Origin of the sequence: Vibrio fortis, assembly GCF_000695685.1 — a bacterium.
GTDB lineage: Bacteria > Pseudomonadota > Gammaproteobacteria > Enterobacterales > Vibrionaceae > Vibrio > Vibrio fortis_A.
Genome location: NZ_JFFR01000023.1, coordinates 114860 through 137556 on the forward strand (window position 1 = coordinate 114860; position 22697 = coordinate 137556).

At 42.9% G+C, this 22697-nt stretch carries 21 protein-coding genes and 1 pseudogene; 18 read left to right on the forward strand and 4 right to left on the reverse strand.

Annotated elements, in window-relative coordinates; all coding sequences use genetic code 11:
- Positions 1-118 precede the first annotated feature (118 nt).
- The 17 genes and pseudogenes from VFDL14_RS10145 (at position 119) to VFDL14_RS10060 (ending at position 16165) form a co-directional block, all read left to right on the forward strand.
- Entirely contained in the window at positions 119-313 is a 195-nt protein-coding gene (locus VFDL14_RS10145; protein WP_032551580.1) for a Flp family type IVb pilin, read from the forward strand.
- A 211-nt stretch (positions 314-524) separates the two neighbouring features.
- A complete protein-coding gene (locus VFDL14_RS10135; RefSeq protein ID WP_032551583.1) occupies positions 525-1004 on the forward strand; it encodes an A24 family peptidase in 480 nt (159 codons plus the stop codon).
- 48 nt (positions 1005-1052) lie between these two features.
- Positions 1053-2402 (forward strand): ATPase AAA, encoded by a 1350-nt coding sequence (locus tag VFDL14_RS10130; protein WP_032551584.1) that lies wholly within the window; start codon positions 1053-1055, stop codon positions 2400-2402.
- The gene (gene cpaB / locus VFDL14_RS10125) at positions 2395-3144 is read left to right on the forward strand and encodes a Flp pilus assembly protein CpaB (RefSeq protein ID WP_032551585.1); all 750 of its coding nucleotides are present in this window, start codon (positions 2395-2397) and stop codon (positions 3142-3144) included. The genes VFDL14_RS10130 and cpaB overlap by 8 nt, the downstream gene beginning before the upstream one ends.
- An 8-nt stretch (positions 3145-3152) precedes the next feature.
- Positions 3153-4610 carry a type II and III secretion system protein family protein gene (locus VFDL14_RS10120; protein ID WP_032551586.1) on the forward strand — a complete coding sequence of 486 codons (1458 nt, stop codon included), beginning with the start codon at positions 3153-3155 and terminating at the stop codon, positions 4608-4610.
- Positions 4600-4872, forward strand: a complete 273-nt coding sequence (locus VFDL14_RS10115) for a hypothetical protein (RefSeq protein ID WP_032551587.1) — start codon at positions 4600-4602, stop codon at positions 4870-4872. The genes VFDL14_RS10120 and VFDL14_RS10115 overlap by 11 nt, the downstream gene beginning before the upstream one ends.
- Positions 4873-4889: 17 nt before the next feature.
- Positions 4890-6155, forward strand: a complete 1266-nt coding sequence (locus VFDL14_RS10110; protein WP_032551588.1) for a Tad domain-containing protein — start codon at positions 4890-4892, stop codon at positions 6153-6155.
- A 2-nt stretch (positions 6156-6157) separates the two neighbouring features.
- A complete protein-coding gene (locus tag VFDL14_RS10105; RefSeq protein WP_032551589.1) occupies positions 6158-6586 on the forward strand; it encodes a TadE/TadG family type IV pilus assembly protein in 429 nt (142 codons plus the stop codon).
- Positions 6586-7086 carry a TadE/TadG family type IV pilus assembly protein gene (locus VFDL14_RS10100; protein WP_032551591.1) on the forward strand — a complete coding sequence of 167 codons (501 nt, stop codon included), beginning with the start codon at positions 6586-6588 and terminating at the stop codon, positions 7084-7086. The genes VFDL14_RS10105 and VFDL14_RS10100 overlap by 1 nt, the downstream gene beginning before the upstream one ends.
- Before the next feature lie 16 nt (positions 7087-7102).
- Positions 7103-8317, forward strand: coding sequence for an AAA family ATPase (locus VFDL14_RS10095; protein WP_032551592.1), 1215 nt, complete (start codon positions 7103-7105; stop codon positions 8315-8317).
- A gap of 156 nt (positions 8318-8473) precedes the next feature.
- A pseudogene (locus VFDL14_RS10090) lies at positions 8474-9790 on the forward strand (CpaF family protein); the annotation flags it as partial.
- A gap of 9 nt (positions 9791-9799) precedes the next feature.
- Positions 9800-10765 carry a type II secretion system F family protein gene (locus VFDL14_RS10085; protein WP_032551594.1) on the forward strand — a complete coding sequence of 322 codons (966 nt, stop codon included), beginning with the start codon at positions 9800-9802 and terminating at the stop codon, positions 10763-10765.
- Positions 10766-10768: 3 nt separating this feature from the next.
- Entirely contained in the window at positions 10769-11743 is a 975-nt protein-coding gene (locus tag VFDL14_RS10080) for a type II secretion system F family protein (protein ID WP_032551595.1), read from the forward strand.
- Entirely contained in the window at positions 11740-12741 is a 1002-nt protein-coding gene (locus tag VFDL14_RS10075) for a tetratricopeptide repeat protein (protein ID WP_032551596.1), read from the forward strand. Before VFDL14_RS10080 ends, VFDL14_RS10075 begins: the two co-directional genes overlap by 4 nt.
- Before the next feature lie 36 nt (positions 12742-12777).
- Positions 12778-14541, forward strand: coding sequence for a hypothetical protein (locus VFDL14_RS10070; protein ID WP_050487428.1), 1764 nt, complete (start codon positions 12778-12780; stop codon positions 14539-14541).
- Positions 14538-15446 carry a glycosyltransferase family 2 protein gene (locus tag VFDL14_RS10065; RefSeq protein WP_032551599.1) on the forward strand — a complete coding sequence of 303 codons (909 nt, stop codon included), beginning with the start codon at positions 14538-14540 and terminating at the stop codon, positions 15444-15446. Before VFDL14_RS10070 ends, VFDL14_RS10065 begins: the two co-directional genes overlap by 4 nt.
- A 17-nt stretch (positions 15447-15463) precedes the next feature.
- Positions 15464-16165, forward strand: coding sequence for a class I SAM-dependent methyltransferase (locus tag VFDL14_RS10060; protein WP_032551600.1), 702 nt, complete (start codon positions 15464-15466; stop codon positions 16163-16165).
- A gap of 67 nt (positions 16166-16232) precedes the next feature.
- Here VFDL14_RS10060 and chrA read toward each other — a convergent pair whose 3' ends face one another.
- The gene (chrA, locus tag VFDL14_RS10055; RefSeq protein ID WP_032551759.1) at positions 16233-17378 is read right to left on the reverse strand and encodes a chromate efflux transporter; all 1146 of its coding nucleotides are present in this window, start codon (positions 17376-17378) and stop codon (positions 16233-16235) included.
- 101 nt (positions 17379-17479) lie between these two features.
- Here chrA and VFDL14_RS10050 point away from each other — a divergent pair, with 101 nt between their 5' ends.
- Positions 17480-18418, forward strand: a complete 939-nt coding sequence (locus VFDL14_RS10050) for a LysR family transcriptional regulator (RefSeq protein ID WP_032551760.1) — start codon at positions 17480-17482, stop codon at positions 18416-18418.
- Here VFDL14_RS10050 and VFDL14_RS10045 read toward each other — a convergent pair.
- The 3 genes from VFDL14_RS10045 to VFDL14_RS10035 form a co-directional block, all read right to left on the reverse strand.
- Positions 18365-19489, reverse strand: a complete 1125-nt coding sequence (locus VFDL14_RS10045; RefSeq protein WP_032551601.1) for a phosphatase PAP2 family protein — start codon at positions 19487-19489, stop codon at positions 18365-18367. The genes VFDL14_RS10050 and VFDL14_RS10045 overlap by 54 nt on opposite strands.
- 298 nt (positions 19490-19787) lie before the next feature.
- The gene (locus tag VFDL14_RS10040; RefSeq protein WP_032551602.1) at positions 19788-21128 is read right to left on the reverse strand and encodes an MATE family efflux transporter; all 1341 of its coding nucleotides are present in this window, start codon (positions 21126-21128) and stop codon (positions 19788-19790) included.
- A gap of 240 nt (positions 21129-21368) precedes the next feature.
- Positions 21369-22451, reverse strand: a complete 1083-nt coding sequence (locus tag VFDL14_RS10035) for an ABC transporter ATP-binding protein (protein ID WP_032551604.1) — start codon at positions 22449-22451, stop codon at positions 21369-21371.
- Positions 22452-22697 lie beyond the last annotated feature (246 nt).

Below are 22697 nucleotides of genomic sequence, written 5' to 3' on the forward strand. Positions count from 1 at the left end.
AAAGAGAACCAAAAAGTACAAGTGAAAAGAAAAAAAATCCTAACTCAATATGATCTTTACCTCTAGATTTACCTTACAGGTTAGCAAAACCTGTCCTAGCAATAATGGAGATATGACCATGGATAAGTTAATGAATAATATTAAAGAATTTCTAAATGATGAAGAAGGCCTTACAGTGATCGAATACGTAATCGGTGCTGCAATGCTGGTTTTAGGACTAACTACAATTTTTAGTGGTGTCGGCGCTGCATTAGCAAATAAACTGATTGCGATTATTGGATTGATTACCAGCACGGGTACTCCTGGTGTGTAGTAATTGGGGTCTTATATTAAAACGCTATTTTAATAAATCTTCGCTCAAAGAGTGGACCAAAGATGAGAGTGGACTGGTTGTTGTCGAATATATCATTGGGGCTGCGGGCCTTTTGATCGTCGTAGGATTGTTGTTTGCAAACTTCGGAACAAGTCTTCTCTCTAAACTGACGAGCATTCTCGATTTGCTTTGAAGTGGGGACAAAAACCATATGTCAACTTACATCAGTATATGGGTAATTCTTTTGCTAATTTCATTTTATGATCTTAGCGAGAATAGAATCCCCAATAAGCTTCTTGTTTTACTGCTGATTTTTGGTTTTTTCTATGGCTTTCAGGAAGTCGGATTAAAAGAACAAGCGTTAGGATTATTATTATATTTCTCCAGCGGTCTCATTCTCTATTTTATCAAGGTGATGTCCGCTGGTGATGTTAAATTGCTAGGCGTAATAGGTATGATATTTGGTGCATCAAGTATTGTTGATGTCGGATATTATATCCTAATGGCTAGCGGGTTGATTGGGACTATGTATTTATTCTTATTTAAGGTAAATACCCTTGAGTTTCAAGGTTGCTCTTTGAGTGTCAACCCGCTCAATAAACAAATTCATGCAAGGTATAAAGAAAAAATAACCATGCCATTCGCACCTTCAGTCGTTATAGGTCTCGCTATGTACAGTTATTTTACTTAATTTTTTGAGGCTAGACGTTTAGGCTCATTACTTAAAGAGGGATGCTTTATGGACATGAGAGGGACAAGAATAACGACCCATTTGAAGCCTCAAATATCAGCACCGTTGGTACCTACCTCATTTGATATGCTTGGTATTCCAGAGGTAGTGGTAGAAAACCTCGTAATCAAACACTTATCAGCCTATCCGAAGTCCGATGTTTTGGAATTATCTAATTACCTTTGTGTGGTCACGCACATTGTCGAAAGTGCATTAGCGGTGCTTCGAAAAAAATCACTGATCGAAGTATTTCAACCTAACTCTAATCTCTCAGTTAACACACTGTCTCATAGCCACGTACGATATTCACTATCTGAAAAAGGCTTAGAAGAAGCTGAGTTAGCATTCAAGCGAGATGCTTACCTTGGACCTGCTCCCGTATCTCTCGAACAGTACTGTGAGATTGTAAAAGCGCAAGACCTAAGAGCCCAACTAGTCACTCGTCCAGACGTTGAAGAAGCGTTGCATGATGTTTATGGCGTTGAAAGTAAGGTGCCTGTCCTTGGGCCTGCCATTAATTCGGGGCGTGCTTTGCTTCTTTACGGACATGCAGGTACAGGTAAAACCTTCGTCGCATCAAGGATTGTGAATGCTCTGCAAACCTCAGTATTTATTCCTTACGCAGTGTATGCGTTAGGAAACATCATTAAGGTATTTTCTGCCCAACACCACAAACCTATTGATAATAATGGCAAAGACCGATCTGTTTCTCTGCTGGATCAATATGACAAGCGTTGGCTCAATTGTGAGCGACCAAATATTCAAGTCGGTGGTGAATTAACGATGGAGATGCTGGAAGTCAACCATTCAGAAAATAGTCGAGTATGGTTAGCTCCACTACAGATGATGGCCAACAACGGTATTTTCGTTATTGATGATTTAGGGCGACAACCTATGCCCGTAGATGCGTTGTTAAATCGTTGGATCGTTCCAATGGAGTACTATTTCGACCATTTATCTCTGCCCAACGGCCAACAAATTACAATTCCTTTCATCTTGACGTTAGCCTTCTCAACTAACTTGGATCCCCAGAGAATCAGTGATCCTGCCTTTTTACGTCGTTTAGGCTACAAAATAGAATTTGAACCACTCTCGCAAAAAGATTACCAAACTCTATGGGTTGATACCGCTCGAGAGAAAAGCTTTGAGCTACCTGATAATACAATTGAACAGTTGTACAAACTTCACCGCATTCACAATGTTAATTATTTCCCTTGCTTACCTAAAGATCTCGTCGGGATCAGTAAAGATATCGTTCTGTTTGAACAGCTACCGTTAACGATTACTCCCGAGATTCTGACAATGGCATGGAAGGTGTATTTCACTTCTGATGGACTCGAGGAAGAGAGCAATGAGTAAAAGCCAAATATTTCTTCTATTTTTACTGTCCGTAGTATTCGGTTTAGCCGCTGTGTTTTTTGCTAAACAATGGATGGACAATCAAGTACAGCCAACGGTCGAGGTGGAGCAGGTTGAGCGTCATCCTGTTGTTGTCGCCTCTCAAGAGATCGAAGCAGGAACCATTATTGAGGAGCAATACTTAACCACAAAATTGATGGAGAAAGATTGGATTAATGAAAACAACTACTCTGACACTGAGGAGTTGGTCGGTAAGGTTGTCGCTAACACGATATATGCCGGTGAGGTTCTGCATAAGATGCGGTTTACTGTACCAGGTGAAGGTTCAACATTAGCTGCTTTGATTCCTGAAAATAAACGAGCGGTGACGATTCGTGTGGATGATGTTATCGGTGTCGCAGGTTTCCTATTACCAGGTAATAAGGTGGATATTCTCAACACGGTTTCGTATGGGAAGAACTCGGCTTCAACGCAAACGGTGTTGAAAGACATCAAAGTACTTGCGGTAGACCAAACCGCTAAAACCAAAGAGAACAGTCCTATCATTGTCCGTGCCGTAACATTGGAAGTGACCCCGAAAGATGCCGAGAAGTTACTAACAGCTAAAAGTAAAGGCAGTATTCAACTGACACTCAGAAACCCACATGAAGTAGACAAAAAAGTCGTGAAACGATACGTACCAAGACCAAGCGTTACTATCATCAAAGGTACGGAAACATCGAATGTTCGCGTCAAGGATTGAGGTGATATATGAAAATAATAATAACTTGTCTGATTGGTTTACTGTGTGTCTCGCTTTCTAGCTATGCAGCGATTCAAACGGGAAAAACCGTCACGGTGCCGCACCATAAGTCAACACACGTGAAGTTGTCTGGAAAAGCGAGCAAGGTGTCTCTCGGTGACCCAGATGTCCTTGATATTGTGATGCTCAAATCTAACGAGCTGTTTTTGATAGGTAATAAGCTTGGCGCTACGAATTTAATGGCATGGGACTCAAGAGGAGTGCTGATCGAGTCAATCAATATTGAAGTGACACATGATTTAAATAGTCTGAAAGCTAAGTTGTTTGAATTTTTGCCGAATGAGCAGATCGAAGTTCATAGTTCACAGAATCGTTTGTTATTGAGCGGTCAAGTGAGCAATCAGCAACAGATGAATATTGCCATGCGTATCGCTGAAACCTATGCAGCAGGGCAGTCTGTTGATACATCGAAAGAGTCAGGAAGTGAAGTGACTGCTGCAACTGGTGTGATCAATCTAATGTCGATAGGTGGAGCACAACAGGTCATGCTAGAAGTTACGGTAGCGGAAGTTCAGCGTAGCCTAGTGAGAAAATTTGATGCGAATTTCCATTTTTTCCAAAGCAGCGGTTCTAATTTCTCATGGGGTGGTGCGTCCGTTCCTGCTGGCATTGCTGGCGCTACGCCTATCTTCGATATCCCCACCTCACAAGACTACGGCATATTAGGGTCGTTTGTTGATGGTAATACCCTTTTCAGTTTTGCGTTGGATGTTGCTAAACAAAATGGTGTAGCCAAAGTTCTAGCGGAACCAAACTTGACCGCTCTTAGTGGAGCAAAAGCTGAATTTTTAGCGGGTGGTGAGTTCCCTATCCCTGTTCCTGATGAAGACGGCATCACCATCGAGTACAAAGAGTACGGTGTTGGCTTAAAGTTCATTCCAACTGTTCTGAGCGATCAAAAAATCAACCTCAACCTTGCCGTTGATGTGAGTGAAATTGCCAATAGTAGTTCTCTTACCATTGAACCGAGTTTGAGCAATGCGACTTATTTCATCCCACCTATTACTCGACGTAGTGCGTCATCAACATTGGAATTGGCTGATGGACAAACCATCGGTATCGCGGGTCTGTTGAGTGAAAACGTGCGAGATGTAAGTAATAAGATGCCGGGGTTGGGAGAGGTTCCTGTTTTGGGGCAGTTATTCAATAGCCAAGAATTTGTATCGGGGGAAACAGAATTGGTGATTTTAGTTACCCCAAGACTGGCTAAGCCTATAGATAGAAATGCCGTAACTCTACCGACGGATGCCTTTGTGAGCCCTAATGACCTTCAGTATTACTTGCTTGGCCGAAGTGCTTACATTGCGGAGCCATCGGGTGATGATGAACAAGCTCCTCGTCAATCTGCGCCTCAAACTGTTCCAGTTGAAGGTGGAAGCGAAGGCTCATTTGGACATGAATTATAAGGAGATAGCTATGATTAAGGTGATGATGGTTTGTCTCAGTGTAGGTTTGGTGGGGTGTGTAACGTCAGATGCACCTCTGGGTCACTCTGTAGCTCAGGTTAAAACAGAACAAATTTATAACCCAGATGCGACTCAAGAAAATTTGCTCGTAGTGCCTGACGGTACAGGGGAGCGAATGCAGATTGGTTACGATAGATATGTCGGTAAAGGAGAAGAAGCCTTATCTGGCAATAGTAGCCAAGTACTTCAAGAGTTTAATTGATATTTGGAGGTACTCATATGTTGTATCGAGTATCGAAAAGTCCCAAAAGACAGCAAGGTTTGGTGGTTATCTTAGTGACCGTTGCCCTATTAGTTTTTTTGGCTGTATCAGCGCTAGCCGTTGATATGAACCATATTCTGGTTAACAAAACACGTTTGCAGAACGCTGTGGACTCTGCTGCTCTGGCTGCAGCCACAATACTGGATAACAGTAAGGATAAAGATACGGTTGACGCGGAGGTAGCGACAGCCCTCGCTGCTATGGCGGGTTCATCGGGTAATCATGAAATAGATCTTTCTACGGCAAATATATCTATTGAATACTCAAATGATCCACAAGATTTTACAGGAACTCCAACCTTTGGTGCTGACGACGATGTGTATGTTCGCGTTACGGTTTCCTCACTCGATATGGAGGAGTTCTTTATTCAAGCATTTGGCTTGGAAAAAACGGTTGCGGCAAGTGCAGTAGCGGGCCCTAGCTCGGGTCAAAGGTTTATCAATAATGTGGTGCCCATTGGTGTGTGTATTGGTGATGGGACGTTTGATAATGACGTCAATGAAGATGGTCTCCATGATGATACGGGTGAAGTGATTGACAGTGTTTTCGGGTATGAGCTTGGCACTGTTCATGCCTTAAAAGTGGGAGACAGCAACCTTTCTGAGATGGGAAACGGAAACTACCACCTGCTCGATTTTGGTTCCGGTGGTAATACCATTAAGAATGCGTTGGGTGGTAGCTACGATAACCCTGTTGCAATAGGTGAAGATATTGTGACAAAACCGGGCGGCACAGTTGGCCCTACTGGCGATGGGCTGAATACTCGCTTTGGTGATTATGGTGGTGGTCTTACAGAAGATGATTACCCGTCAGATTACATCACTACAGAGCCGACCAATGAGATTACGATTGATAGTAACACGGGCGAAATAGATTTTGATGGTAGCTTTACCTATGCTGATTATAAAAGCGCGACAAATGCTTGTATTGAAGGCACGGGGAGTGGATGTGTTACCAATGGTGTCGCGTGGCGCAGGATTTTACCAATTCCTATGTTGGATTGCTCAGGAAAAAGTGGAGGCGCGACAGATTTTACAGTGAATAAGATAGGGTGCTTCTTCTTACTGCAAAGAGCGCCTGTGAATAACAGTGGTACCCAAGCTGTTTTTGGTGAGTTCATTCACTCATGTTCTGTGGTTGGTGGTTCCGGTGGCGTCAATTCGACGACAGAAGGGGCATATCGCATTGTGCTCTATGATGACCCTGATAATGAGGAGTCGTAGTCATGAAAGCGAATCTTAAAAGGCAACGAGGGTGGGCTGCTGTCGAGGTCATTATTGCTACACCAGTACTGTTATTTTTCTTAGTGTTGACGCTCGAGCTAGGAAACATGTTGATCCATTACAACGTGATTTCTAAATCAGTACAAAACGGTGCCCGTTATGCGGTGAGTGAAGTTTATGGAACACAAACGGGAACCTTAGCACCGACCTCTGAAATACAAAATGTGGTCGTGTATGGAAAAAGTTCGACTGGCACTGCTTTGTTATCGAACTTATCAACGGCGAATGTCACAGTGACCCCTCCCTCTACAGACGATTATGTGAGGGTGAGTGTCAACTACAGCTACGTACCTCATTTTATTGGTATACCGTTTTCTAGCCAAAGCTTGTCAATACCTCTTCAAGTAACTTCGGTAATGAGGGTGTTGTGATGAACACGTTAACTAAACGCCGAATGAAAGGGGTGGCAATTGTTGAGTTCACGTTGGTCTCTTGGTTGGTGTTTCTATTGATATTTCTGATCCTTGGTGTAGGGGTCTATGTTTTTTCACTACAGATGGTGAGTGAAGCTACAAGAAAAGCAGCGCGTCTTGCGACTGTGTGTTGGGTTGAAGACAGAGACAATATTGCGGGCATGATTGTTCAAGATATTCCTTTGGTTGGCTTCTCTGCATCAAATATTGAAGTAGCTTATTTAGACAGCACTGGAACAGAGATTACCACTGGGTATACAACAGACCCTGGATTTGGGGATATAAAGTTTGTGAGAGCCAGAGCAACGGGCTATGGAATACAGCTAGTCAGTAATTTGAGTTTTTTAGGAACATCTGGGTACTTAGCAGCGCCCGCATTTGAAACGATATTACCAGCAGAGAACTTAGGGGTAATTCGAGCGGATTCGAATTTAAGGACAAGGTGTCCAACAAACTAAGCACAGGAGCAGTGTTATGGGGGAAGCTATACCATTACCATCCAACGATAACGAGATCCCGAGGTTGAAGACTAACCTTAAGGTTTGGCTTGTTTATCACAGTGAGGGTTTTCATGCCTATATGAGTCAAGAACTGAAGAAATGTAGAAATCTATACACGCATTCTTTTTCTCTACTCGGCATGAGTGAAGAGTACTTACAAAACATTGATGCTCCTGACTTAATTTTCGTTGAGGCTGGTGGAAATTGGTCTCAAAAAATGGCAGAGCTTCAAGGCTATGATTTAGCTTGGGAAGGCCACGACCTCTCATTGGTGGTTTTTGGCGATGAGAGCGATAACGCTTCTCTTAAAGTTGCGTTACGCTTGGGTGCTTCTGACTTTCTTTCTCACAATGTCAACATATCGGGGTTGATGCCTCTGCTGCAGAAAACATCATCCGACAAACTGGCAAGTTCGCGTTTAGGCGAGATGTTTCTGTTTCTTAATACGAAAGGTGGTATGGGGGCGACAACGCTTGCTCTGAATACTGCGATTGAGATAGCGGAACATCATCCAGACGAAGTGTTATTGCTTGATATCGATTTGCAGTTTGGCGTTATTCCTGAATATATGAATGTGCAACCGTCTTACAGTATCTCCGACGTGATCAATAACTCAAAAGATCTCGATGAAATCTCTTTGAGCACATACGTCTGTAAGCATGATTCAGGGTTACATGTTCTAAGCTTTAAGCATGAAAACAACGCGGATGATTACGAACATGCACTCAAAATAGGTAAGTTACTTCCGGTGCTTCGCCGTTATTATCCGTTCATCATTATCGATTTTTCTCGCGGGCTGGATCATGTGTTTGCATCGACGATATCCCCGGCCAATAAAGCACTTCTCGTTATGCAGCAAAATCTTGTGTCGATTAAGAATACATCTCGTTTGATTAAGTCCTTGAAGTTTGAGTATGGGTTACAAACAGATGCGATCGAAATCGTACTCAATCGTTATGAAAAGCGACAACCGATTAAGCTTAAAGATATAGAACAAACATTGGGGTCTCATGATATTCATATTATGCCTAATGATTTCAAAGTGGCACTGGAGAGTGCCAATTTAGGGATGCCATTTGTTCAAAATAAGAAAAACAGCTCGATTACTCGATCAATTATTGAGCTGTCTAATTTTCTATCACCTCATGAAGAAGAGAACAAAAGTTGGCTTAAGCGACTATTCTCATAAGACGGCAGTGATGCGCAAAGACGAGGGAGCGTTATGTTCTTCAAAAGAAAAAATATTAACCCAGAGTTCGAAAAGAAAGCCTCAGATGTTGCTGTCGATGAAGTTAAAGCAACTAATCTAGCTGAGGCTCCGGCTAATCCTCTGACCCGTCCTGACGCCAGTGCTGAAAAAGAAAAGTCGATTAATGAAGCCAAAAAGGCACTTGAACAAGAACTCTCAATCAAACATTACTTTCACAAGCAACTACTTGAGACTCTCGATCTAGGTTTGCTTTCTAGTTTAGAAAAGGAACGCGCAAAGATTGACCTTCATGAAGCTATTGTTCAATTAATGGCGAATGATTCAAGCCAAGCCCTAAGCGCTGAAGGTCGCAAGCGAGTTATTAAGCAGATTGAAGATGAGGTTTTTGGGCTCGGACCGCTAGAACCTCTGCTCGCAGATACAACGGTGTCAGATATTTTGGTAAATGGCCCCAAAAGTGTTTATGTAGAGCGTCGAGGAAAGTTGGAAAAGACACCTTATACCTTTCTTGATGACCGTCACTTAAGAAACATCATCGATAGAATTGTGAGTCAAGTGGGGCGACGTATCGATGAAGCATCACCTATGGTGGATGCGCGGCTTGCTGATGGCTCTCGTGTTAACGCCATTATCCCCCCGCTTGCACTGGACGGCCCTTCAGTATCGATCAGACGTTTCGCTGTTGACCGTCTGACAATGGATAACATGTTGAGTTTCGGTTCTCTATCGCCTGAAATGGCTAAGTTTGTGGAGGCTGCAGTTAAAGGAGAGCTCAATATTCTGATATCAGGAGGTACTGGCTCGGGAAAAACGACCACACTTAATATTTTTTCAGGCTTTATTCCGAGAGATCAGCGAATTATCACGATTGAAGATTCAGCTGAGCTTCAATTACAACAACCTCATGTGATTCGATTAGAGACTCGCCCTGCTAACCTTGAAGGCAAAGGTGAAATTAGCCAACGTGAACTAGTAAAAAATACTTTGCGTATGCGCCCAGACAGAATTGTGGTTGGGGAGGTAAGGGGGAGTGAAGCCGTCGATATGCTTGCTGCAATGAACACGGGCCACGATGGCTCTTTGGCAACGATTCACGCCAACACCCCTCGCGATGCTTTAAGCCGAGTAGAAAATATGTTCTCTATGGCGGGCTGGAACATCTCAACCAAAAACCTTCGTGCTCAGATTGCATCAGCCATTCATTTGGTCGTTCAAATGGAACGTCAAGAAGACGGAAAGCGCCGTATGGTTAGTGTTCAAGAGATCAATGGCATGGAGGGGGAGATGATCACTATGTCTGAAATCTTCCGTTTCCAAAGAAAAGGGGTTGATGCTGAAGGTAATATTCAAGGCCATTACACGGCTACCGGTATTGTTCCTCAGACCCATGATCAATTGGTGAAGCGTGGCTTAGATTTACCATTCGAGATATTTACCGAGAAACAGGAATAGGGGGGCTGTATGGATAATGTAACGGTTTCATTGATTCTGTTGTTCGTTGCGGTTCTGTTTATTTCGCAAGCTTTGCTCTTACCGGCAGCCGGTAAAAAGGCTAAGCATCGTGAGCTGTCTCGACGCCTCAAGGAGACGCAGAAAAATATCGACGAAGAGAGCCTCTCTCTTTTGAAGGAGCACTACCGTAAAGAGCTATCACCTTTAGATCGCAGGTTGGTGTCAATAGGCGCACTGGCTGACCTGAAAAAAATGCTGGAGCTAGCGGGTATCAAAATAGCTCTGACTCGTTTTCTATTTACGACTTTTTTAGCTGGGCTATCACTTACATTACTTGCGCTGTTATTGAATCAACAATGGTTTGTATGTGTAGCGGTATTTTTCTTTTCTTGGGTTGTCGCCTATTTGTACGTACAAAACCGAGTAACTTATCGCCTCGCTCGCTTTGAGGAGCAATTACCAGAGGCTCTCGATATCATTCGCCGTGCATTGCAAGCTGGGCAGCCTTTGGTTCAGTCTCTTAATGAAGTTGGCGAAGAGATGCCAGACCCTATTGGATCGGAGTTCAAAAATACCTATAACTTACTCAACTATGGTTATGACTTGCGCTTAGCTATTTTGCAAATGGCTGAACGTGTCCCTACGGTATCTATGTTGGCATTTTCGAGCGCAGTGATGTTGCAGAAAGAGACGGGTGGTAACCTTTCAGAGAACTTACAGAAAGTATCAGAGGTGCTAAGAGCTCGTTTTAAGCTGGAGCGAAAAATCAAAACACTTTCAGCGGAAAGCCGATTGTCTGCTTGGATACTGACTCTGTCCCCTTTTGCGCTTTTCTTTGGGCTGAAAGTTGTTAGCCCCGATTATATAGAACCTTTGTATAGCGATCCTCGCGGTATCACCATGGTGAGTATTGGCATTATCTTACTGGCTTTAGGCGCTTTGTGGATCAAGAAAATAATTAACATAGAGATATGATTTATGGAACTACTCGACATTAATGCTTGGATGCAAGCCTTAGAAGCGTTTGGGTTAAGTTCACAAATGGTGATCTATGGAATGATTCTACTGACCACCATTTTATTGACTCTCACATTAGGCTTTTTATTGGTTGGTGCTAGCTCACCATTAGACAAACGCTTGAAGAAAATTTCTGGTAACAAAGCTAATTCGTCTCATAGAAAGGGGTTCGATTTTTCGAATACGCTGGAATCTTTAAGTCCGTTTGTCGGAAAAGGAAACAAGCGTGATAACGCAACCTATTCAGAGAAGCTGATGCATGCAGGTTATCACGATAAAAGTGCGCTCTCGATTTTCTATTCATTGAAATTGATCTCAACTTTGATCGGTTTAGTCTGTGCTTTTTTGGTGTATTACACCGCGGTAGGCGGCAGCTACAACAACCTACTGACTTTAACTTGTGTCTTCATCGGTATGTTCACCCCTAACTTTGTGCTGAATAAACTGCAGAAAGATCGCCAACGAAAAATTCGAAACGGGGTCCCTGATGCGTTGGATTTGTTAGTGGTTTGTACCGAATCTGGACTTGGCTTTAATGCCGCGCTAGGGCGAGTTGCGACAGAACTTTATGTATCTCAACCTGAGCTAGCCGATGAATTGGATACGGTTTTCGCCAAGATCCAAGCTGGTGTTCCAATGCCAGATGCTTTGAGTCAACTCATCGATCGGACTGGTCTTACTGAACTTGAAGGCTTGGTATCTATGTTGTCTCATGCTTCGAAAATGGGTGGAAGCCTTGCGCAAACCTTAAGAGACTATACTGCGGATTTTAGAGATAGACGACAACAGGCTGCTGAAGAAGTCGCAGCTAAAATCCCAACAAAAATGTTATTTCCAATGCTGCTATTCATCTGGCCTTGCTTCTTTATCGTGGCATTAGGTCCAGGGATGATGATTGTAATGGACGCACTAACGGCCCCAGGAGCTGAATTATGAGAACCATAAATAGAGTCATATTATTCATGTTACCTCTTTTTCTTATTGGGTGTGCTTCATCTGATGAAACGGGCAACGATTTCAATTCGGAACTATATGCAGGTAAACCGATAGACACATTGAGTAATGATACGCCTCCTTTAAATGAGAAAGAGGCCATTGTTCGAGGCGATAAAGCACTGCGAGAGAACAACGTCGATCTTGCTTTATACGAATATATTCGTTCCCTTTCGTATCCTGAGAAAGAGTTCCATGACAGAACATTGTTCACGATTGGTCGTATTCATCAATCAAGAGCGAATTACCCTCTGGCTGAGAAATCTTATCTTGCTGTGTTGAATGTCGATCCCGCCCATACCGGAGCGCTTGAACAGCTTGGGAGTTTATACACTAAACAGAATCGACTTGAGGAAGGCCTAAGTTACTTTTACAAAGCCATTAATTCAGACCAAGTACGATTGAGCAGTGGTCAAAGTATCTCTAATAATCATTCATTGACCAAGAGTCAGGCCCAAGCCTTTAAAGTGGATGATCAGTCTCCGTTATTAGCTTATATGGGAGTAGGGGTGTTACGAGATGTGGCCGGTGATCATGATGTGGCACAGGTTCTATTTGGTAAGGTACTGACGATCTCTCCCCGCTCTGTCAAAGGGTTAATCAACATGGGTTATTCTCACTACATGGACGGTGAATATGATGAAGCTGTACGCTTAACGACTAACGCGTTGAATCTAGAGCCAAACAATGAGAAAGCGCAAAATAACCTTGCTTTGATTTACCTTGCAAAAGGAGAAGTGCAGAAGTCGGTTAATACCTTTATGCGCCATATGGATGCACCAGAAGCATTGAATAACGTCGGTTATTTCTTGATTCTTCAAGGTAAACCAGAGGAAGCCATTCCTTACCTACAACAAGCGATTGATAAAAAAGCTTCCTATTATGAACTTGCCAATAAAAACTTGGAGACAGCGATCTCGCAAGTCCGAGAGATGAATTAGAAAATTAATTCAGGGTGAAATGAAAAGGACTTCATTTTGGCTCAGGAAAATTCGATTCGACAAGATGTTTTCGTTCTTATTGGCTTTTGGCTAGTGGGAGCAGTGCTGATTATTGTTTTTAATTGGGAAACGGTTAATGCGTTAGAGCTCAGAGATAATGATGACTACATGCGTTTTGCCCAATTTCAACACTGGATGGAGGACGGAGATTGGTACCTAGTACCTATGCACAACTTTAACCCTCAAGATGGAGTACTGATACATTGGTCTAGGTTGCCTGATATCATGCTGTCTTTAGTCGCTATACCGTTGCTAATCTTTCTTCCTGAACACCTAGCCTACACTTTCACGATATCTGTTGTCCCTCTCTTTTATTTACTTGTTTACTTACTGTCTGTTTTTTACTTAGGACACCGATTGTTTGGCGTTAAGTATCGGTTCGTGAGTATGCTATTTGCGATTGCTTCTCCAGCTGTTGTTCACTTTCTACCTGGCGCAATTGATCACCACAATATACAGCTGATGCTTGGCGCTTTGTTCCTAGTCCTTAGCCCAATCAAACAAATGCAATTGGGACAGCGTTGGCGGATCAACATACATGCTTTGGTTGTGGGGCTATCGTTTTGGGTTGGACTAGATAACATCTTTTTATTTGGGTCTTACTTCTTAGTTTATACGACATATTCATGTTTGGTTGATGCTCAATGGAGAGAGTATGTCCGTGTTTTACTTGTAAAGTGTACAGTAACTGTATTGGTTGCCATTTTACTAAATAGGCCAGTATCTGAGTTTTTCACTATTAAGTCTGATGAAGTTTCTTTTCTTTTGGTTTTCCTATTATTGAGTGGGTACGCTTTTATACTCTTTTTTGAAAAGAGTGTCGGTTTTGGACAATCAAAATTATCAAAAGTGATGATTTTTATATTTGTAGGACTGCTTTCCCTGACTCCGACGGTATTGCTATTTCCAAGTTTTATCGATGGGTTGTTGATAGAGTACTCATCAATATTGAAAATGTTTTGGCTAGACTATGTCTCCGAAGCTAAGCCAATTTATTACTACGTCAACCAGGATGGTTTCTTATCACGACAGAACTATGTGTTGCTTTTCATTCCTGCCTTATTGTTTCCTTTTTTTAAACAAAATAACCCATACGTCACCTTACTTTATCTTATGTTAGTGGTGAATCTGCTGTTGGCATACTTTTGGCAGTTAAGGGTCACAAGGAGTTGTTTTTTATTAGCAGCTCCTCTTCAAGCGTATGTGGTTTTAAGGTGTGCTGAGTATTTGCGATATCTTTTTGCAAAGGTTGTATTTATCACGCTCGGTGGGCCGTTAGGGATAGCGTTCATTCTGCTATTCGTCAATGGAGACCTGTCAGGGTCTTCGTTTAAAGAGCGAAATCAAGCGGATGAAGATAACTTAATTGACGTTCTTAACTCTATACGTGTTAAAGAAGAGCTTGTATTAGCCGGTATTGAAAGTGGTTCTCAATTGTTAGCAAGAACAAAAAATAGAATCATTGCAGCCCCTTATCATAGGAATATTAAAGGGAATACTTTCTTAATTGAAACTATGCTTGAAGAAGACCTAAGTATTGTTCGAGAGAAATTGTTAAGCAAAGGCGTAGGTATCGTTGTAGTGGGAAATGATAGTCACTTAGTTCTGATTAAGCACCTCAGCAACGAGAGAGCCTTCATTCGAAAGCTATATAGTCAAGAATTGCCCAGTTGGTTAGAGAGAGTTTATTCAAACAAGCAAAGCAGTTATCAAGTTTTTAGGGTGAGGGAGTATCCATGACAAACGAAAAAATAGCGGTATTACTTCCTTGTTTCAATGAGGCTGGTGCTATTGGACAAACCGTGAGCTCATTTAGAACGTCTTTACCTAACGCTGATATTTATGTTTATGACAATAATTCGACTGATAACACCATCGCAGAGGCTAGTGAGGCAGGGGCAATTATTCGTACAGAGCCTCGCCAAGGAAAGGGAGAAGTTGTTAGAAGAATGTTCTCTGATATTGAAGCAGATATATACGTGATGGCTGACGGTGATAACACATATGATGCATCAATTTGTCCTACACTTATCGAGCATTTACTGAGTGAGCGTTTAGACATGGTTATTGGCAGTCGAGAACGAGCGATAGGGGCATACCCCACTGGGCATATATACGGAAACAAATTTTTCTCGGCTTTGGTAAATGGAGCTTTTAGTGCTCATTTTGAAGACGTTTTTTCTGGTTATAGGGTGATGAGTCGTCGTTTTGTTAAGAGCGTACCAATATTCAGCGATGGTTTTCAGATAGAAACAGAGCTTACCGTCCACGCGTTGCACCATAATATGCCCACTAAAGAGGTTGCGACACAGTACTCTCCTCGTCCAGATGGAACAGAAAGTAAACTTCATACACTCAGTGATGGCGTTAAAATTTTTAATTTTATTCTTTTCATTCTGAGGGACGTAAAACCGTTACTATTTTTCGGTGTGCTTGCCTTATTTCTTGCAGGCTTGTCTCTGGCCCTAGGTATCCCTGTGATTGTCGATTTTATCGAGACAGGGCTCGTTGAGCGGGTACCTACAGCAATTCTCGCAAGTTCAATTGCTTTGATCGCTGTAATGTCTTTTTTCTGTGGATTGATTCTAGATAACGTTTCACGAGGTCGACGAGAAATTAAGATTCTGTCGATGTTAAACCTCTAGGTTGGTGGGGAGAGTGCATGAGAGCGAGCAAGAACGAAGATGCTGAATGGCTCAACTATTTAAATCGTTTCAGTAATGAATATGATCACCGAGTCTACAATGATAACTCTACTGGTGGGGTTATGAGAGCCGGACATATAGCTCTAGAGAGGCCTTTGAAGAAGGAACACTTTTCAAGGGTTTTAGAGGTAGGGTGTGGGACTGGTGAGCATTTAAAGCATGTATCGCATACCTTTGATGAATATGTAATGACTGATGGTGACCAAGCCGCTCTTGATATTGCTCAGCAATCAATTACAAGTTTAAAGCAGCAAGGAAGTATTATATTTGAGAGTATGGATGCGAGTTGTTTAGAGTACCCAGATGAACACTTTGATCGTGTAGTAGCGACTCATATATTGGAACATATTTATGAACCTCACCTTGTTATTAAAGAGTGGTTACGAGTTCTCAAGCCTGGGGGGACCTTATCAGTACTAATTCCGACGGATCCGGGGGTTGCCTGGAAAGTTGGTCGGTACTTTACGACTCGAAAACTTGGAATGAGTAAAGGCTGGAACTACGATTATATTATGGCGAGGGAACACGTAAACCCGTGCAATAATCTTATTGTTTTTTTGAAGTATTATTCTCCTAGTTATCGCTGCAGTTTTTGGCCATTTTCGATATTACCGTCGATCGATTGTAATTTGTTTTTCTCTTTCCATGGTGTGAAATAGGCTCTTAAAATAGACTCAGCAGAAGCGAAACCATCTCGCTCCTGCTTGTTGCCGTATTCGACTTGGCTTACAACCAATTCATTATTGCGCCCGCAGCAATGAACACTCCGACCAAGCCAACGATTGGTAGTTTGACTGATTTGAGCAACCAAACACCGACCACGATAAGTGCGAAGTCTAGCCCGCTATTTACTGCACTAGTGAAAATTGGTTGATATAGAGCAGCGAGGAGTAGACCAACAACCGCAGCATTAACGCCAGTTAATGCGCCAGAAATTAATGGTTTGCTCGCTATCGCTTGCCAGTTTTTAAGAACCCCCAACAGCAGTAGAAAACCAGGTAGAAAGACAGCGACGGTTGCAATCAGAGCGCCTAAAACAGGCGATGCAGGCATAAGGACGTAACCTAGATAGGTTGCAAGTGTAAACATCGGCCCTGGAACGGCTTGTGCCGCTGCGTAACCTGTTAGGAAAGCATCTTGGGATAACTGATCACCAATACCATTTTGGAGTAACGGTAAAACCACGTGGCCACCACCAAACACCAAACTACCTGCTTGATAGAACAAGCTGAACACTTCGATACCCTGTGAATAATTTGCCAGCAAAGGCAAGCCTAGTAACAGAGCAGCAAAGAGGACGAGCGGTGCAAACGAAATTTTCTCGCTACTGGTAACCGAAGGTAGGGCTTGTGAAGACAAGAATCGGCTTCCGACGAATGCCGCCACAATAAGTACCAAGATTTGTGGCCAAATACCGGGAAATAGAAGCAAAACCACGGCTGTCATTACACATAGTGAGGTTGCGATAGCTGACTTACAAAAGTTTTTATACATTCCATAGGTCGCGTCGGCGACGACAACCACGGCAAGCAGCTTAAGCCCATGGATAACTGAGTTGAAAAGAGAGTTATCTAACAATTGTGAACTGGCAACCGCTAGAACTAGCATCAAGATTACGGATGGCGTTGTGAAACCAATGAACGCAGCAATTGCACCAGGCAGTCCCCCTTTTTTATAGCCTACCGCGAAGCCGACTTGGCTTGATCCCGGCCCAGGTAAGAACTGACTCAGCGCGACGATCTGCCCGTATTCTTCGTCCGTCAGCCACTTCATTTTCTCGACAAATGTGTTTCTGAAATAACCAATGTGAGCCGCTGGACCACCAAAACTGATCCAACCTAGCCAAAAAAAGGTCTTAAAAATTGCAAACATGATCATACCCATTTAAAGAATTACGAGTAATTTAGAGGGAACAGTACTATGATTCAAATTAATTGTTTTAATTGTCTCTATTAATGAAATGGGATGGGGAAGTGGCGAGTTTTAACTGGAAAGGAATTGATCTTAACTTATTGATTGCACTACAAGCATTGTATAAAACCAATAGTGTGAGCAAGGCGGCTGAGCGCTGTTTCGTTAGTCAATCAGCGATGAGCCACAGTCTACAAAGGTTAAGAAAGCTGTTTGATGATCCACTGTTTGAGCGAGTGGGAAGTCGAATGGAGCCAACTGAGCGCGCCATGGAGTTGTCGAATTCGGTTGACCTTCTACTTGGTCAAATTCAGACTGATATTTTGAAAACCAAGCCTTTTCAAGCTTCGACATTCAGTGATGTTTGGAAGATCGGTCTAACGGATTACGCAGAACAAATGTTTGGCCCAGCACTGTTTGATCAGATAAAAGAGCAGGTTCCACATTCGCAAGTCGCGCTATTCAACGTGAACCGTGCTAATTACCAATCGGTCTTTGAGCAATCTAAACTGGATGTGGTAATTGGTAGCTTTGGTGAGGTTACGGAGTTATATCGAACTGAGCACCTTTATACTGAGCAGCATGTTTGTTTGTATGATGGTGATGTGCTCGAAGTGGAATTGCCAATGTCATTATCGGATTTTACGTCTGTCGAGCATGCTCTTGTTTCTCCAAGTGGTGTTCTTTCGACTGGCGTTGACGATAAATTAGAAGTATTAGGGTTAAAGCGCCAAGTTGCGATTGCATCGAGTAACTTCCTAACCATCAAGAGTTTGATTCATGGCCGACAGCTGTTGTGTATTGTCCCCAAGCTGGTGGCGAGACAAGAAGGTTCTTGTTCCAATTTAAAAGCGGTTACTCCTCCGATTGAGGTTCCTGACTTCGACATTCAGCTTGTTTATCGCAAAGGTAAACAGCGGGACGATAAGAATATCTTTATTCGCCGGCTAATCAGTCAAGTGGTGGTTGATATCGCTGGTCAATCGAGTCCTGGTGAGTAACCAACCTACTAGTTTCCATAACAAAATGGTTAAGATGACACCGACATAACCATCTACCGCATAGTGCCACCCAAGGTGCACCGAGCCGATCTGTATCGAAAGGGCATACAGCCAAGCTAGTGCTCCACCCCAGCGATTTAATTTAGACACGCTAATTGCGATCAGCGTAGCTATAGTGACATGCATGCTGGGCATTGCCGAAATACCAGATCCTAGGCTGTTCTCATTTTGAAGATAGTGCTCCAATAACATTGCTTGTGTATCAAGAGCCCATATAGGGAGTGAGTTGCTATTTAATAAAGCGAAATTTTGGTTAGCGAGTCGCTCCATGAGAGGCTGGTAATGGTTAACATCGAACAAAGGCTGCATAAACACAGGGCCAGCTGAAGATAAGATAGTGGCAGAGATGTTTCCAATTACTAGCCATGATGCGAGAAAAGTAACAAGAAATTGTGTCCGCAATTTGTCGTCCTGTCTATAAAGGATGAAAAAGATAACAACGCCCCATTTCACAAAAAACCATAAGTTGTAAAGGACATTGATTACCAAAGTTGCTGTTGGTGTTGGGAATAGGGCGTGAGTGATATGCCAAGGTGTGACATCGAAGTGGAGCCATAGATCCAGCTTGTGCCAATTATCGTCCAAATAAAATGGAACTAGGTAAGGGATGCTCGATTTGATGAAGGTGTAGCTAGAAAAACAGATGTTAATGCAAAGGAGCAAAATGAAAAATAAGACGGGACATGATAATGGAAAAAAGAGAGGCTTTAGCCAGACTAGAAAGTCATGCCCTGGAGTTTTCGATTTCACGAGTAAAACACAGTAATAGCAAGCACTAATGGCGAACAAAATAATACAGCAACTAGCAATTATGATGTCCAAGTACGTAAATAAGTTTAATTGAAATGGCAATTTAGTTACTTGGCTAAACACTAAGGTTATAAGCAATATTGCAGCGGTATAGTATAAAACCCACTTGTTTCGGTAGAGCTCGTTCATTAGGTTTGGAATGTATTGAACGCGATGGTTTTTTGAGGTGTGTTTACATAATTTGTCTTGCCTGCTTTCCATAATTTCCTTTGCCCATCCATCGGGTGCTCTATTTAAGGCTAGCTCAGATTTGATGTGTTGCTAGGTGATTACGATAGTGCAGAAAAAACAGCGAATTTATCATCACCATGCTCAAACTGTGGCTATACTTAGTTTGAGGCTTAATTCAGTTACAACGATAGATAATCGTGTGTATGTGCAGCGACTCTAGCTATGGATTAAGTTTCACATGGTTAAAAACTCTCCCTAACTAAATGGAATTAGTTGGTTTAAAGCGCTAGCTCCCCCTAGCGCTTTTTCTTTTGGCTTTCAAATCCATTTAAAAAGAGTACTTGGTCCACTTCTTCGCTCGCCAACGATGAGCCATGATGATGCCTCGGAACCATTCATCCATCGCAATCGCCATCCAAGCACCGAATACGCCGTAGCCCCAGTGCACGCCAAGCAAATAGCTCATGGCAACCCCAATGCCCCACATACTCAATATGCCCATTTTTACTGGGAACTGAATGTCGCCAGCGGCTTTTAGGCAAGAGATAAAAATCAGATTAAACACACGGCCTGCTTCAAGCAGTATTGAGCCAGCAATCAAACCTGCCGTCAGAGCGATGATCTCTGGATCTTGAGTAAAGACGTCTAAGATCTCGAATCGGAATAGGTATATCAAACAGGTGATAACGGTTGATGCAATAAAACCTACGATAAAGTATCGCTGCACTCGTGTGGTGATCTCATCGATCCAGCCTTTGCCAATGTAGTAGCCCGTTTGAATCTGACTGCCTTGACCAATAGCCAAAGCAAACGCAAAAGAGAGGCGAGCGATATTCTGGGCGTAGGTAAAGGCCGCCAGCGAAGAGGTGCCCATTTGCACCACAAAGAAGGTAATGCTGATTTGGGCCATGTTGTAAGAGAGCACTTCACCCGCATTCATGGAGCCGATTTTGATGATCTTTTGGTAAATCGACTTGGGAATCGCTTTGAATTGCTTAATCGGAAGGTCGATACCTTTGCTTCTGACCACTCCAATCAAAATGAACATACCGACAACTTGACTGAACACGGTCGCGACCGCCACTCCTTGAACACCGTACACGGGCAATCCAAACGGTTGATATAGCGCGCAGTAGTTACCTACAACGTTGATAACACCAGCAATCATATTGATGACCATTGGTGACTTTGAATAGCCGTGGCTGCGAAGAATCGTAGTCAGTACTACGCCTATAGTGACGTTAAACGTCAGCGCACCGCTGATAAATAGATATTCTTGAGCGTACTGTTCCACTTGTGCTTCAAGCTGGTAGAGCGGTATGAAATATTCAGCGCCTAACACCGCGAGAATACTCAACAAAACGCCTGTGATGACGGCGAGGATAATACTGGCAACACCGACATGCGCACTCTCTCGATCGCGAGAAGCGCCGTTGTATTGTGCAATCAAGATACCTGTTCCGCTGCTCACCATGGTGGAGACAATGATCAGGAAAAATGAGATTTGCGAGATAACACCAACCGCTGATACGGCTTTGTCTGAGTATCCAGATAGCATGAATACATCACTGGTGTTGAGCGCGGTTCGCAGTAGAACTTCAATGAATATTGGCCAAGTGAGCGCAACGATTCCCATACGTTTGTTTAGGTTGGAATCAGCATTAGGCATTTAGGTTTTCTCAAAAAAAGGAAGGGTGAGGCTTTAGTGTAGTGCTTATTAAGAAAACAACTATCAAAATAATGTCCGGATTACCTACAAGGTCAAAAAGAGCCGGATTTGGAGCTGAAAATGTCACTTTTTTGGTAACGTTTACCCTATCCAACGAGCTTGAGGGAGTAGATAGAGTAAGAGAGGAGAGCGTTGGAAAGGCAAAGCCAGTGCGCAGACTGGCTTTGTATACGCGTATAGCTAGTCGACTCGCTGCCCCTGTGCATCGAATAGATGACAGTCTTTTGCAGAGAAGTTTAGCTCTAGAGATTGATAGCGAGACACCTCTTGGTCGCCAGGGAGGTGAACCTTAAAGCCGTCTATGCCGCAAGATTGACCAAACATGTAGGTGCTATTTCCTAGTCGTTCAACCACCTCACTTTGAAACTCAATCGTTATGTCAGAGCCGCCATTGATCTCTAAATGCTCTGGCCTGATACCGAGTGTCAGCTGTTGTCCTTCTGCTAACTTTTGACTTGGAAGTGGTAGGGTGATTTGGCTATTACCATTAATCGAAAGTTGAGCATGAGTCTCTGAGCAAGAGCCCACTACGCACGGTAAGAAGTTCATCTTCGGTGAGCCGATAAAGCCAGCCACAAACTCATTTTGTGGGCTGTGGTAAAGCTCTAATGGTGAGCCGACTTGTTCGACTCTACCGTCTCTAAGCACCACGATTTTATCGGCAAGCGTCATCGCTTCGACCTGATCGTGGGTGACATAAATCATGGTGTTTTGCAGATCTTGATGTAATTTAGCAATTTGTAGGCGCATATCGACACGAAGTTCTGCATCTAGGTTCGAGAGTGGTTCATCGAACAAGAACACTTTCGGATTGCGAACAATTGCACGTCCAATAGCAACCCTTTGTCGCTGACCACCAGAAAGCTCTTTCGGCTTACGCTTAAGTAGGTGTTCCAATTGCAGTGTTTTGGCTGCGCTGGTGACCTGCTTTTCAATGGTCTCTTTAGCGACGCCATTCATTTTTAAACCAAAGCCCATGTTCTCTTCCACGGTCATGTGTGGGTAGAGTGCATAAGATTGGAATACCATGGCAACACCGCGTTCGGCTGGGTCAACATCGTTGACTAGCTCGTCGCCAATATGAATTTCGCCTTCGGTAATTTCTTCTAAACCAGCCACCAAGCGAAGCAGTGTCGATTTACCACAACCTGACGGACCAACAAAAACAACGAACTCACCGTTGGTTATCTCTAGATCAACACCATGGATGGTCTGTACATCACCATAACGCTTAATGACCTTTTTTAAGCTGATATCAGCCATGCTATCTCCTTGCCTTGTTGGACTACATCACTTTGCCTTTAAAACATACGCATTCATCAGAAATTTGTTAGGTGCCTCGCACGATTTATTGATCCGGCTCATACAAATTTTACAAAGTATTCTGTTTTTTGTGGAATCGTTTACACAATTTAAACATAACGATACAAAATATGATTGCTGAGATTAATATTTGAGCATGGTTACGATTAAAGCTTAGCAATTTGATGATGTTTCGCCGATTAACTT